The sequence below is a fragment of the Ruegeria sp. BHSC037 genome (genome assembly GCF_059613045.1).
In genome coordinates this window covers 135,036-147,836 of sequence record NZ_JBXWRT010000007.1, presented here as the reverse complement: position 1 = coordinate 147,836, position 12,801 = coordinate 135,036, and the positions used below count along the sequence as shown (strand labels likewise).

At 64.2% G+C, this 12,801-nt stretch carries 13 protein-coding genes; 3 read left to right on the top strand and 10 right to left on the bottom strand.

The features are described 5' to 3' along the window. Nucleotides 1–40: 40 nt before the first annotated feature. The 7 genes from pheT to AC2FMN_RS09235 form a co-directional block, all read right to left on the bottom strand. A complete protein-coding gene (pheT, locus tag AC2FMN_RS09265; RefSeq protein ID WP_496687610.1) occupies nt 41–2,437 on the bottom strand; it encodes a phenylalanine--tRNA ligase subunit beta in 2,397 nt (798 codons plus the stop codon). After that, nucleotides 2,438–2,941, bottom strand: coding sequence for a hypothetical protein (locus AC2FMN_RS09260; protein WP_496687608.1), 504 nt, complete (start codon nt 2,939–2,941; stop codon nt 2,438–2,440). It abuts the gene before it with no gap. Then, nucleotides 2,938–4,011 (bottom strand): phenylalanine--tRNA ligase subunit alpha, encoded by a 1,074-nt coding sequence (gene pheS, locus AC2FMN_RS09255; RefSeq protein WP_496687606.1) that lies wholly within the window; start codon nt 4,009–4,011, stop codon nt 2,938–2,940. Before pheS ends, AC2FMN_RS09260 begins: the two co-directional genes overlap by 4 nt. 73 nt (nt 4,012–4,084) lie before the next feature. Beyond that, a complete protein-coding gene (locus AC2FMN_RS09250) occupies nt 4,085–5,152 on the bottom strand; it encodes a Hint domain-containing protein (RefSeq protein WP_496687605.1) in 1,068 nt (355 codons plus the stop codon). A gap of 112 nt (nt 5,153–5,264) precedes the next feature. Further along, complete coding sequence (locus AC2FMN_RS09245; protein WP_496687603.1) at nt 5,265–6,635, bottom strand: glutamate--cysteine ligase; 1,371 nt, start codon at nt 6,633–6,635, stop codon at nt 5,265–5,267. A gap of 77 nt (nt 6,636–6,712) precedes the next feature. Next, nucleotides 6,713–7,240: a hypothetical protein gene (locus tag AC2FMN_RS09240; RefSeq protein WP_496687601.1), complete on the bottom strand. Its 528-nt coding sequence runs from the start codon at nt 7,238–7,240 to the stop codon at nt 6,713–6,715. Between the two features lie 157 nt (nt 7,241–7,397). Further along, on the bottom strand, nt 7,398–8,123 hold the full coding sequence (locus AC2FMN_RS09235; protein ID WP_496687600.1) for a 16S rRNA (uracil(1498)-N(3))-methyltransferase: 726 nt from the start codon (nt 8,121–8,123) through the stop codon (nt 7,398–7,400). A gap of 12 nt (nt 8,124–8,135) precedes the next feature. Here AC2FMN_RS09235 and ubiA point away from each other — a divergent pair, with 12 nt between their 5' ends. The 3 genes from ubiA (at nt 8,136) to AC2FMN_RS09220 (ending at nt 11,417) form a co-directional block, all read left to right on the top strand. Then, on the top strand, nt 8,136–9,098 hold the full coding sequence (gene ubiA / locus AC2FMN_RS09230) for a 4-hydroxybenzoate octaprenyltransferase (RefSeq protein ID WP_496681826.1): 963 nt from the start codon (nt 8,136–8,138) through the stop codon (nt 9,096–9,098). Nucleotides 9,099–9,163: 65 nt separating this feature from the next. Further along, the gene (locus AC2FMN_RS09225; RefSeq protein ID WP_496687598.1) at nt 9,164–11,095 is read left to right on the top strand and encodes an OmpA family protein; all 1,932 of its coding nucleotides are present in this window, start codon (nt 9,164–9,166) and stop codon (nt 11,093–11,095) included. 1 nt (nt 11,096) lies between these two features. Beyond that, entirely contained in the window at nt 11,097–11,417 is a 321-nt protein-coding gene (locus AC2FMN_RS09220) for a hypothetical protein (RefSeq protein ID WP_496681830.1), read from the top strand. A 4-nt stretch (nt 11,418–11,421) separates the two neighbouring features. Here the strand turns inward: AC2FMN_RS09220 and AC2FMN_RS09215 are convergent, their stop codons facing one another. The 3 genes from AC2FMN_RS09215 to pgsA are packed head-to-tail and all read right to left on the bottom strand — an operon-like array spanning nt 11,422 to nt 12,787. After that, nucleotides 11,422–11,865, bottom strand: coding sequence for a molybdenum cofactor biosynthesis protein MoaE (locus tag AC2FMN_RS09215; protein ID WP_170342340.1), 444 nt, complete (start codon nt 11,863–11,865; stop codon nt 11,422–11,424). 4 nt (nt 11,866–11,869) lie between these two features. Further along, nucleotides 11,870–12,115 carry a molybdopterin converting factor subunit 1 gene (gene moaD / locus AC2FMN_RS09210; protein ID WP_496687597.1) on the bottom strand — a complete coding sequence of 82 codons (246 nt, stop codon included), beginning with the start codon at nt 12,113–12,115 and terminating at the stop codon, nt 11,870–11,872. Nucleotides 12,116–12,118: 3 nt separating this feature from the next. Next, entirely contained in the window at nt 12,119–12,787 is a 669-nt protein-coding gene (gene pgsA / locus AC2FMN_RS09205; protein WP_093963574.1) for a CDP-diacylglycerol--glycerol-3-phosphate 3-phosphatidyltransferase, read from the bottom strand. Nucleotides 12,788–12,801 lie beyond the last annotated feature (14 nt).

The window sequence follows — 12,801 nt, the reverse complement described above, 5'->3', positions numbered from 1 at the left end:
CGCGCCACGGGCGCGCGTGTCACTTCGGGTTCACGCCACCTCAGCCGCGCAGAACGCCGCCGGTGGCCTTGGTGACCTTGGCGATGATCTTTTCCGCCACCGTCTCGATGTCTTTTTCCTTCAGAGTCTTTTCCGTCGGCTGCAGACGAACGGTGATGGCCAGAGATTTCTTGCCCTCACCCAAGCTGCCGCCGATGAACTCATCGAACACGCGCACCTCTTCGATCAGCGCCTTGTCGGCTCCGGCAGCGGCATTCACAAGCGTCAGCGCCTCGACATCGGCATCGACGACAAAGGCAAAGTCACGCTCGACCGCCTGCAGGTCGCGCAGTTCCAGCGCCGAGCGGGTGGTGCCGGATTTGCGCGGCAGCGGCACCTCGTCCGGCCAGATGGTGAAGGCCACGGCCGGACCCTTGATATCCAACTGCTGCAGCACGCGTGGATGAAGTTCCCCGAACACGCCCAGCACCTTTTTGGGGCCCAGGCAGATCTTGCCGTGACGGCCCGGATGCCACCAGGCATCGCCATCGCGCAGGATCTGCACCTTGGCCGGGGCACCGATGGCGGCCAGCACAGCCTCGGCATCGGCCTTGGCGTCGAACACGTCGACCGCGCGGGTGGTGCCATGCACATCCTTGGGTCCGGTCCGTCCGACCAGAAGGCCCGCGATCTGGGTGCGTTCCTCGCCGGGTTCACCGCCGAAAAAGACGGGGCCGACCTCGAACAAGGCCAAATCGGCAAAGCCGCGCGCCTGGTTGCGGGCCGCAGCCTGCAGCAGGCCGGGCAGCAGGTCCGGGCGCATGTGGCTCATTTCGGACGAGATCGGGTTTTCCAGCATTGTCGCGTCATCGCCGCCGCCGAACAGCGCGGCCGAGGCCCGATCGATGAAGGTATAGCTGACGCATTCATTGTACCCCAGCGCCGCGCAAGTGCGCCGCGCCATCGACTGACGCCGCTGGGCCGGAGTCATGACCGGCTTGGGAATACCGTCCGTGACGCGCGGCAGCGGCTTGCCCTGCAGCTTGGTCAGCGAAGCGATGCGGGCAACCTCCTCGACCAGATCGGCCTCGCCTTGGATGTCGGGGCGCCAACTGGGCACATGGGCCATATCGCCTTCCAGCCGGAAGCCCAGCCGCGTCAGGGTCTGGCGCTGCTCGCTTTCGGGGATGTCCATGCCCACCAGCGACTGCACCCGCGCCGCATCCAGCCGATAGGCGCGCGAATGGTCCGGCGCCTTGCCGGCTTCGACCACCTTCGAAACCTCGCCGCCGCAGATATCCAGGATCATCTGGGTCGCGTGCTCCAACCCTTCCAGCGTGTATGCCGGATCGACTCCGCGTTCGAACCGGTACCGCGCGTCCGAGTTGATCTTGAGCGCGCGCCCCGCCAGCGCGATCTGGACATGATCCCAAAAGGCGCTTTCCAGGAACACGTTCACCGTGTCTTCGGTACAGCCGGTCTCTTGCCCGCCCATGATGCCAGCGATGGATTCCGGGCCGTTGTCGTCGGAAATCACCATCATGCCGGGCTGCAGCGTGTATTCCTTTTCATCCAGCGCCACCAGCTTCTCACCGCCCTTGGCGCGGTGCACCCGCAGGTTGCCCTTGACCTTGTCGGCGTCAAAGACGTGCAGCGGGCGGTTGCTGTCGAAGGTCATGTAGTTGGTGATGTCCACCAAGGCCGAGATCGGACGCAGGCCGATCGCCTTCAGCTGATCCTGCAGCCATTGCGGGCTGGGGCCGTTCTTGACGCCGCGGATCAGGCGGCCGGTGAAATGCGGGCAGCCATCCAGCGTGTCGTCTTCGATCGTCACCTTGATCGGGCTTTCGAAATCCCCCGGCACCGGGGCATAGTCGCGCTGCTTCAACTTGCCCAGACCCCGCGCCGCCAGATCGCGCGCGATGCCCGCAACGCCCAGCGCATCGGGGCGGTTGGGGGTGATGGCGATCTCGATCACCGGGTCGATCTTGGCGGGGTCGTTCTCGGCCAGCCAGTCGACGAACCGCTGGCCCACCTCGCCCGAGGGCAGCTCGATGATGCCGTCGTGCTCGTCCGACAGTTCCAGCTCGCGCTCGGACGCCATCATGCCAAAGCTTTCGACGCCGCGGATCTTGCCGACGCTGATGGTGGTGTCGAGGCCGGGGATGTAGGTGCCCGGCTTGCAGACCACGACGGTAATGCCCTCGCGCGCGTTGGGCGCACCGCAGATGATCTGAAACTCGCCCTCGTCGGTGTCCACCTTGCAGACGCGCAGCTTGTCGGCATCGGGGTGTTTCTCGGCATGTTTCACATAGCCCAGGGTAAAATCCTTGAGCTTGTCGGCCGGGTTGATGACCTCTTCGACCTCGAGCCCGAGATCGGTCAGCGCCTCGGCGATCTCATCAACCGAGGCGTCGGTGTCCAGGTGGTCTTTCAGCCAGGAGAGGGTGAATTTCATTTATTTTGCTCCTCGCAACTGGGCCCAGAAGGATGTGTTTGAATGAGCAGTGAGCTCGTTCCTCATAGCCTCTTTCATCGCAAAATAAGCTTCGCGCAGATCAGTGTCGCGCTTTTTTAGTTCGCAGAGGTCCGGGTTCTCACCCTCAAATCGCGGCAAGGAAGATGTAAAAGCAATTTTCCAAGCCTTCAGACATTCGTCGTGCTCTTGCACGACCTTTACGACGCTTTCCGGTGCGAGAATCGAGATCTGATCTCGCAGTGAGTAATTCTCAATTTCAGCATCTGACAGCTTTTTCCAGTCGTTTAGCTCTTCTGGCGAGTAGCCCACATCTTTGTAAGGCTGAGAAAGGTACAACTGTTTTGAACTCGCGAGGTATTTTGCGTAAACCTCTCGTTGCTCAGACAACACCGCAGACTGTCGATCGATTGACTTTTGCCAACGGTAAACCAGCGTCGCGATGAATATTCCAACCAATCCCAGAAAGAATTGTCCGACAGTCACCGACTAAGCCCCCCGTGCAGGGTCGGCATATCCAGCGCGGCAAATCCATAGTGCCGCAGCCAGCGCAGATCGCTGTCAAAGAACGCCCGCAGATCCGGGATGCCGTATTTCAGCATCGCCAGACGGTCGATGCCGATGCCGAAGGCAAAGCCCTGATAGACCTCGGGGTCGATCCCGCCGGCGGCGATCACCTTGGGGTGGACCATGCCGCTGCCCAGGATCTCCATCCAGTCGTCGCCCTCGCCGATCTTCAGCTGGCCGTTGTCCCACGAACAGCGGATATCGACCTCGGCCGAGGGTTCGGTGAACGGGAAGTGCGAAGCGCGGAAGCGCAGTTCGACGTCGTCAACCTCGAAGAACGCCTTGACGAATTCCTCCAGAACCCATTTCAGGTTCGCCATCGAGATATCCTTGTCGATGGCCAGGCCTTCGACCTGGTGGAACATCGGCGTGTGGGTCTGGTCATAGTCGGCGCGATAGACGCCGCCCGGGCAGATCACGCGGATCGGAGCGCCCTGCTTCTCCATCGAGCGGATTTGCACCGGCGAGGTATGGGTGCGCAGCACATGCGGCGGGCGATTGTCGCCCGGCGCGCGGTGCATGTAGAACGTGTCCATCTCGGCCCGCGCAGGGTGGTGGCCGGGGATGTTCAGCGCGTCGAAATTGTACCAGTCGGTCTCGATCCGGGGGCCTTCGGCGACGGAAAAGCCCAGCTCGGCAAAGATCGCGGTCAGCTCCTCGGTGGCCTGGCTGACCGGGTGGATCGAGCCCTGGCGGCGCGGGCGCGCGGGCATGGTCACGTCCAGCCACTCGGTCCGCAGACGTTCGTCCAGCGCGGCATCGGCCAATGCGGCCTTCTTGGCGGCCAGCGCCGCGTTGATCTCGTCCTTCAGCGCGTTCAGCGCGGGGCCGGCGACCTGGCGTTCCTCGGGCGTCATCTTGCCCAGTTCGCGCATCTTCAGCGCCACTTCGCCCTTTTTGCCCACCGCGGCCACGCGGATCGCTTCCAGCGTGCTTTCGTCGCCTGCGTCAGCGATCTGACCCAGGTATTTTGCCTTAAGATCGTCCATGACGGTCCCCTGAATTCTGTTGCTGTCCTGCTATCACAGCAGCGCGCGAAAGCAAGAGGGCCGGGCCGCGCGATCAGGTCGCGCGCAGAACCGCTGCCTGTCGATCACACCGGACCGGGCGGATCGTGGGGCCATAGCCCTGCGGATGGGTCCGAAGTTCGGGGAACAGCGCAAACAGTTCGCTTGCGGCCTCCTGTTCCAGCCCTGAGAGCGCCTCCTGCCCCGGAAAGAAGCTCTCGGACACAAGGCCCGAAGTGGTCACCAGCTGGTGCCGGTCGAAGAACAGGTGGACATAGCGGACGATGTCGCAGGGCTGCACGGTGACGGTATCGCCGTTGACCAGCGACTTGGCCGGAACCAGAACCTCATCCTCGCCGAACAGAAGTTGGGCTTGCCAGCCGCCGAAAAGAATGCGGTGCTGGGGCGAGACCATAATGTCTGTCGTGGCGCCCAGAACACCCGCGCGGATGCGCACCGGCGCGAACCGGCCGACACCGCGCACCGTGCGGCCACCGATCCAACGCACCCGGCAGGGGCCGTCATCGACGGTCAGGACCGTGTCGCCGGGCTGCAGCGTCTCGATCCGGCGGGGCCCCTCGGGGGTATCCACCAAGGTTCCTGCCGTGAAACAGGCGGCCCCAGTATCCCCGGGCGATAAGGGGCCATATGTCAGCGTGTCAGGATCGGGCTGGTTGAACTGCAGGGTCGTCGTGGTCTGGTTCGGCCCGACCAGCACCGGCAGGTTGACCGAGGTTTCCCCGGCCGCCAGCCCATCGACCGCGATGATGTTCTGCGTGCCGCCACCGATGTCGTAGAAATCGATCACCTCACCCGTGGCGGTGTTGGTCAGCGCATAGGCTTCGTAATTGTTGGGGCCGCCGCCATTCGGGTCGGTCAAGAGGATCGGGAAATCATCGGCCGAGATGACATAGACGATCTCGTTGTTGTCCGGGTCCACGGTGACTTGAATGGCCGGATCGTCCAGCGGAATTTCGATCCCGACCTGCCCGTTGGCCTGATAGAAGGACACGGTGAAATCCGCCGGGTCTTCGTCCGGGCGAAGTGACACCTCCAGGAACTCGGACACGCCCGAACTCGCGGCATAGGCATTGGAATAGTGCAGCTCACTGATACGCGCCATGTCAGTACCACGCTCGGAAAACCTGACCCGAATATATCGCGCAAACGCCGCCGCCGAACAAGGCGCGATGCGGGAAAGTGGCTAACAGGCCCCTAATTGCAACAGGTCGCGGTCAGTAGCTGTATTCGGGGTAGATCCGCGTCAGATCGCCCTGCCAGTCGCCGTGGTAATGCTCGAGCAGTTCGTCGGCCGGTACTTTGCCGGACTGGATGCTTTCCTTCAGCGCGTTCAGGAAATGCGTCTCGTCCGGGACAAGCCCACCCGCACCCGGCCGCGCCCGCGCCTTCAGGCCGGACTCGGCAATGGCCAACACCTCGCGCGCCAGATCGTGCATGTTGATGCCGCCGACCTGCGCCTGCAGCCCGTCCCGGGCCGCGGCCACGCGCAGCCCCTCGCGGGTTTCGGCGTCCCAGCCCTTGACCAGATCCCATGCGGCATCCAGCGCGGACTGGTCATAGGTCAGCCCCACCCAGAAGGCGGGCAGCGCGCACAGGCGGCGCCACGGGCCGCCGTCAGCCCCGCGCATTTCCATGAACTTCTTGATCCGCGCCTCGGGGAAGGCGGTGGTCAGGTGGTCGGCCCAATCCGAAAGCGTCGGCGTCTCGCCCGGCAGCGCGGGCAGCTTGCCCTGCAGGAAATCGCGGAACGACAGGCCCAGCGCGTCGATATACTTGCCGTCGCGATAGACGAAATACATCGGCACATCCAAGGCATATTCCACGTAGCGCTCGAACCCGAAGCCGTCCTCGAACACGAAGGGCAGCATGCCGGTGCGCGCGTCATCCAAATGCCGCCAGATATAGCTGCGCCAGCTTTTGTGGCCATTGGGCTTGCCCTCGAAGAAGGGCGAGTTGGCAAACAGCGCGGTCGCCACCGGCTGCAGAGCCAGCGCCACGCGCAGCTTCTGCACCATGTCCGCCTCGGAGCCGAAATCGATGTTGACCTGAACCGTGCAGGTCCGGCGCATCATGGCGCGGCCCATGTCGCCGACCTTTTCCATGTAGTCGTTCATCAGGACATACCGGCCCTTGGGCATCAGCGGCATGTCCTCGTGCTTCCAGATCGGTGCGGCGCCCAGCCCGATGAAGCCCACGCCGATCTTGTCGGCGATGTCCTTCACGTCGCGCAGATGCGCGTTCACCTCGTCGCAGGTCTCGTGGATGGTCTCAAGTGGCGCGCCCGACAGTTCCAGCTGCCCGCCCGGTTCCAGCGAGACATTGGCACCATCCTTTTCCAGCCCGATCAGCTTGCCCGCCTCTTCCACCGGGGTCCAGCCATGCCCGTCGCGCAGCCCCTCCAGCACCGCCAGGATCGAGCGTTCGCCTTCATAGGGCAGCGGCTTCAGCGTGTCCTTGCAATAGCCAAATTTCTCGTGCTCGGTCCCGATGCGCCATTCGCTTTTGGGTTTGCAGCCATCGGCCAGGTATTCGGCCAGTTGTTCGTGGCGTTCGATCGGCCCGCCGCCGGACTGAGGGATGGACATGAACCGTGCTCCGATCCTGATGTGTCGAGTCGTGGGGGTCAGTGGTGGTCGCAATCTCCCCCGGTGTCAATGCATCCTCAGTTCAATCGAATGTGTGCCGGACGCGAGGGGTGGCGTTCCCAGATCACCACCGGATGCGACGCCCCGGCCCTCAGTTCCGACAGCATCCGCTCGGTCCGCAGCCCCGGCAGGGCCGAGAACACGTCGAACAGCGCCTCGGCCCCCTCGGCATTCACGGGAATGTGAAGCGGCGGCTGGCCGGGCTGCTGCAGCACCCAATGCGCGGGGCTGGCGGTGGGGTCCAGCGTCAGGCTCTCGATTTCGCGGGTGGCGACGATGCCGCCGTCCAACGGCCCCAGATAGGCAATCTGCCCTTCATCCACAGACACCACACCAGGCCCGCCCGCGCCCAGCCGGAACCGCGCGCGCTGTATGCCGATCACGGCCAGCGCGACCGAGACCACCACAAGCACCCAGCCCAACCAGCCCAGCAACCCGCCCGGACCGCCGATCCAGCTGAGGCCAAGGATCAGAACGAACCCGGCGGCCAGCACCTCGCGCCAGCGCCACAGGGCCAGTTTGGCTTCGTGTCGGATGAAACTCATGACGCGGCCTCCATCTGATCGCTGAACAGGACCAGTGAAAAGGTCCCGGCAGGGGCAAACCCAATCGCAACATAAGCACGCGCGGCGGCTTTTGAAGCCAAAAACAATACGGCCCTTCGGACGTCAGCGGGTTCGCGTAGCCGCGCCGGGCGCCGCATCAGGACCAATCCCCCAGCGACTGCTGCCAAAGGGTCATCGCGGCCACCGCCGCCGTATCGGCCCGCAGGATTCGCGGCCCCAGGCTGACCACATGCGTGAACGGCAGATCCTTCAGCCGCTGGCGCTCGGCATCGGAAAACCCGCCCTCGGGGCCGATCAGGATGGCCCAGGGCCGACCCTTGTCCTGCGCGGCCAAGCGCAGGGCCGACCCGGCCTCGGCCTCGTCGCAGAACATCAGCTGGCGGCCGTCGGGCCAGTTGTCCAAAAGCTTGTCCAGCCGCTGTAGGTCGCAGACCTCGGGCACGAAGGTGCCGCCGCATTGCTCGGCCGCCTCGACCGCGTGGGCCTGCAGACGGTCCTGGCGGATGCGTTCGGAATTGGTGAAGGCGGTCTGGACCGGCATGATCTTCGCGGCCCCCATCTCGGCCGCCTTTTCGACGATGAAATCGGTGCGCGCCTTCTTGATCGGAGCAAACAGCAGCCACAGGTCCGGCGGCAGTTGCAGTGGTCGGGTCTGTTCAAGACAGCGCAGAGTACCGCCGCGTTTGCCCGCCTCGGCCACCTGCGCCAGCCACTCGCCATCGCGGCCGTTGAACAGGGCCACCTGCCCACCCACGGCCAGACGCATCACGCCGAACAGGTAATGGGCCTGCTCGCGCGTCAAAGGAACCGATTGCCCCGCACCCAAAGGGTGATCTACATACAGCCTGATCTTCGCACTCATGAGACCCTACATATGCAAGGCAATGCCCCAACACCAGACGGTCAGGTCGCCGACGCTGTTACTGGCAACTGGGTCGATACCCGCGCCCCGTCCTTCGCCCGCCCCTATCTGCGGCTGTCGCGCGCGGACCGGCCGATCGGGACGTGGCTGCTGCTGATACCGTGCTGGTGGGGCCTGGCGCTGGCGATCCTGCATGACGGTCAGCCGCGGTGGGGCGACCTCTGGATTGCCGCGGGGTGCGCGGCCGGGGCCTTTCTGATGCGTGGCGCGGGTTGCACCTGGAACGACATCACCGACCGCAAGTTCGACGCACAGGTCGCCCGCACGCGCTCGCGGCCCATCCCCTCGGGTCAGGTCAGCGTGCGGCAGGCCGTGATCTGGATGGGCATCCAGTGCCTTCTGGCACTGGCAATCCTGCTGACCTTCAACCAGGCGGCCATCGCGATGGGCGTCCTGTCGCTGCTGCCGGTGACGATCTATCCTTATGCCAAGCGCTTCACGTGGTGGCCGCAGGTATTTCTGGGGCTGGCCTTCAACTGGGGCGCCCTGCTGGCCTGGGCGGCGCATCGCGGCACGGTCGAATGGCCCGCGATCCTGCTGTACCTGTCCGGCATCGCCTGGACGCTGTTCTACGACACGATCTATGCCCACCAGGACGCCGAGGATGACGAGCTGATCGGCATCAAGTCCACCGCGCGCCTGTTCGGGACCGACACCGCGAAATGGCTGAAGTATTTCCTTGTGGCGACCGTGGCGCTGATGGGGCTGGCCATCGTCGAGGCCGCCCTGCCCGATGCCAGTTTCCTGGCACTGGTCGTGGCCATCGGCGGGCCGTGGGCGATGGGGTGGCACATGGCGTGGCAACTGCGCGGGCTGGACATCGAAGACAACGCGAAACTGTTGCAACTGTTTCGCGCCAACCGGGATACCGGCCTGATTCCGCTCATCTTCCTTTGCGTCGCATTGCTGCTGTGATTGCACCGCTGTACCGCAGCCTGTAAAACCCGACCTCAATCGCCCGAGAAGATCGAAGCCCGTCCATGCGCCTGCCCTACTTCCTGACATCAGCCGTGGTCTTTGCCCTGTCGGCCGCCCTCTGCCTGCTGGCCGCCAGTTTCGCCGTGACCCGGGTCGAGGAAGACTCGGAATTGGCCGTACGCAGGGCGCTGAGCCTGCAAGGTCACGAATGGGCCGAGGTCGAGGCCGACGGGCTGCGCGTCGCTCTGACCGGCACGGCGCCCGACGAGGCCACCCGCTTTGCCGCACTGACCGCCGCAGGATCCGAGGTGGATACTTCGCGCGTCATCGACGAGATGGACGTGGCGCCCACCGCCGACCTCGCGCCGCCGCGCTTCTCGGCCGAAATCCTGCGCAATGACAGCGGCATTTCGGTGATCGGCCTGATCCCGGCCAGCGTGGACCGAAACGCATTGGTGCAGCGGCTGCAAAGGCTGGACACAAGCGTTTCGGTATCGGACCTGATGGAAACCGCCGACTACCCCAAACCCAAAGGCTGGGATGCCGCCATCGACTATGCCGTACTGGCCCTGTCGAGGCTCCCGCGGGCCAAGATCTCGGCCAGCCCCGAACTGGTCAAGATCACGGCCATTGCCAACAGCCGGAAAGAAAAGGAAACGCTGGAACAGGAACTGACCCGCGCCGCACCGCCCGGCCTGCGCATCGGGCTGGCGATCTCGGCGCCGCGTCCGGTAATCACGCCGTTTACCCTGCGCTATCTGGTCACGGACGAGGGCGGGCGGTTCGATGCCTGTTCGGCGCAGGATGAACAGGCCCGCGATGCCATCATCGCCGCCGCGCAACAGGCCGGGCTGACCGGGCCCTATTCCTGCACGATCGGGCTGGGCGTGCCTTCACCCCGTTGGGCCACCGCCGCCGCGCTGAGCATCAAGGCGCTGGCCGAAATCGGGCGCGGCTCGGTGACGCTGTCGGATGCCGACATCTCGTTGATCGCCGAACCCAGCACCGATCCGGCCTTGTTCGAGAGGGTCGTGGGCGAATTGGAAAACGCCCTGCCCGAGGTTTTCGCCCTGCATGCAGTGCTGCAGAAACCCGAAACCGACAAGCAGGACGGCCCGGTCGAATTCACCGCGACGCGCAGCCCGGAAGGCTTGGTGCAGCTGCGCGGGCGCCTTGGTGACGAACTGCAACGCGAGATGATCGACAGCTATGCCCGCGCTGCGTTCGGATCCGACGTGGTTCATGCCGCCGCCCGCGTTGTCGACGGCCTGCCCCAATCCTGGCCCGTACGGGTCCTGGCCGGGCTTGAAGCCCTGTCCTGGCTGAACAATGGCGTTCTTACAGTAACGCCAGACACGGTGGCGATTTCCGGTATGAGCCATGATGAGACTACACGGGCCCAGATCGCCGGCCTGCTGTCCGAGAAACTGGGCGAAGGGCAGGATTTCGACCTGTCGATCACCTATGAACCTGCCCCCGAGCCCGAAGACGCCCTGCCCGACCCCGAGGACTGCATCGCCCGCATCGCCCAGGTCCAGTCCGAGCGAAAGATCACATTCGAGCCGGGCTCGGCCACGGTCTCTGCCGACTCACGCGACAGTTTGAACCGGATCGCCGACATCCTGCGCGAATGCGGACCGATCCGAATGGAAATCCAGGGCCACACCGACAGTCAGGGCCGCGAGGAAATGAACCAGACTCTCAGCCAGGCACGCGCGCAGTCCATTCTGAACGAATTGCGCGCCCGGCGGGTGCCGACCTCGAGCTTTTCGGCCGTGGGGTACGGTGAAGCCCAGCCGATCGCAGACAACGGAACCGAAGAAGGCCGCGAAGAGAACCGCCGGATCGAGTTTCTCCTGATCAGGCCCGAACCGGTCGCCCCCGAGGAAACCGGGCTCGAGGCGCTGGAAACTCCGGCCGGGGCGGAAGCAACCGAGCAAGCGCAAGACAACGCACAAGAAAACGTGTCCGACACGGATGCAGAGGACCAGTGACTTGAACAGAACCGAATTCATCATCGCCACCGCCCTGATCCTGTTCGCAGCCTTCTGCATGGGCTGGTTCGCGAACTGGCTGGTGCATCGTCTGACCCGGGTCCGGCAGAGCGACGTGGCTGATCTGGACCGCATGAGCCAGGAGTTGCACGAGGCCGAAGAAGCGCGCGATCAGGCCATCACCTATCTGCAGCAGCGCGAGGCGGAACTGACCAACCAACTGACCCAGACCGAGGCCGAGCTGGCCGCGGCCATGGACGGGCTGCGCGCCGCACGTGAGGAAGCCGAGGAATTGCGCGGCCGGATCAACAACGCCGACTGAGCGCCTACCAGCGCGACAGAGCGTCCTCGTCCTCGTCCTTGGCGGCAACCCAATCGGCCCCGGATGCAGTGATTTCCTTCTTCCAGAACGGGGCGCGGGATTTCAGGTAATCCATCAGGTATTCAGCGGCTTCGAACGCATCCTTGCGGTGCGGGGCTGCCGTTGCGACCATCATGATCCGGTCGCCCGGAGCCAGCCGCCCATGGCGATGGATCACCAGCACATCACCCAGCGACCACCGGTTTTTGGCTTCCTCGGCGATCTTGGCGATGGCGCGTTCGGTCATCCCGGGATAGTGCTCGATCTCCATGCAGGCCAGATCGGTCTGCGCCAGATCACGCACGACGCCGGTAAAGGTGACGATGGCGCCATTCGCCGTGTCACCCGCGGCAAAGGCATTGGCCTCGGCCCCCAGATCGAACGGCTCTTGCTGGACGGAAATCCGCATCGCCCTACCCGCCGGTCATGGGTGGGAAAAAGGCCACTTCGCGGACACCGGCCAGGGGCGCGTCGAAATCCGACAATTCCTGATCCAGCGCAACCCTCAGGGCCGACAGGTCGGCAAACGCCGCCGCATAGCGGTCTTCGCGGGCGCTGAGTTCCGCCACCAGATCGGACACCGTGGCGGCGCTGGTTTCGACCTTTTCCTTCGGCACGCCGATCCGCTCGCGGACCCAAGCGAAATACAAGACATCCATGCGTCAGCCCTCCTTCAAATGGGGCATGGCTTTACGTAGGTAGTCGTAGCCGGTGATCAATGTCAGCGTCGCCGCGACCCACAGCAGCCACAACCCGATGCGGCCCGACCAGAACATGCCATCCAGCTTCCATTGCAGGCCCGAGATGTCCTCGACCTGGCCCGACAGGATCTGGTCGATCAGGTCGGTATCCATGCCATAGGTAGACATGACGAAATAGTGCTCGAAAATGCCTTGCGAAAACAGCACGGCGATCGCCACCATCTGCGCGGTCGTCTTCCATTTGGCCAGCTTGGTGACCTTGAGAGTTCCGGCCACGTCGCCCAGATACTCACGCAGGCCCGAGACGAAGACCTCGCGGAACAGGATCACGGTGGCGGGCAGCACCAGCCAGGGCGTCCAGTGCTCGGTCGAATAGCCCACCAGGATCATTAGCGCGATCACCACCATCGCCTTGTCGGCGATCGGGTCCAGCATCGCGCCCATCTTGGTTTCCTGCTTCCACGCGCGCGCCAGATAGCCGTCGAACCAATCGGTTATGGCCGCCGACAGGAACAGGATCAGTGCGAACCAATCGGCATAGGGCCGCGTGAAATACAGAAACATCACCGCCAGGCCGGGCGCGGCCAGAAGGCGCAGCAAAGTCAGAATATTCGGCAGGTTCCACTTCATGCGCCGGACCCTAC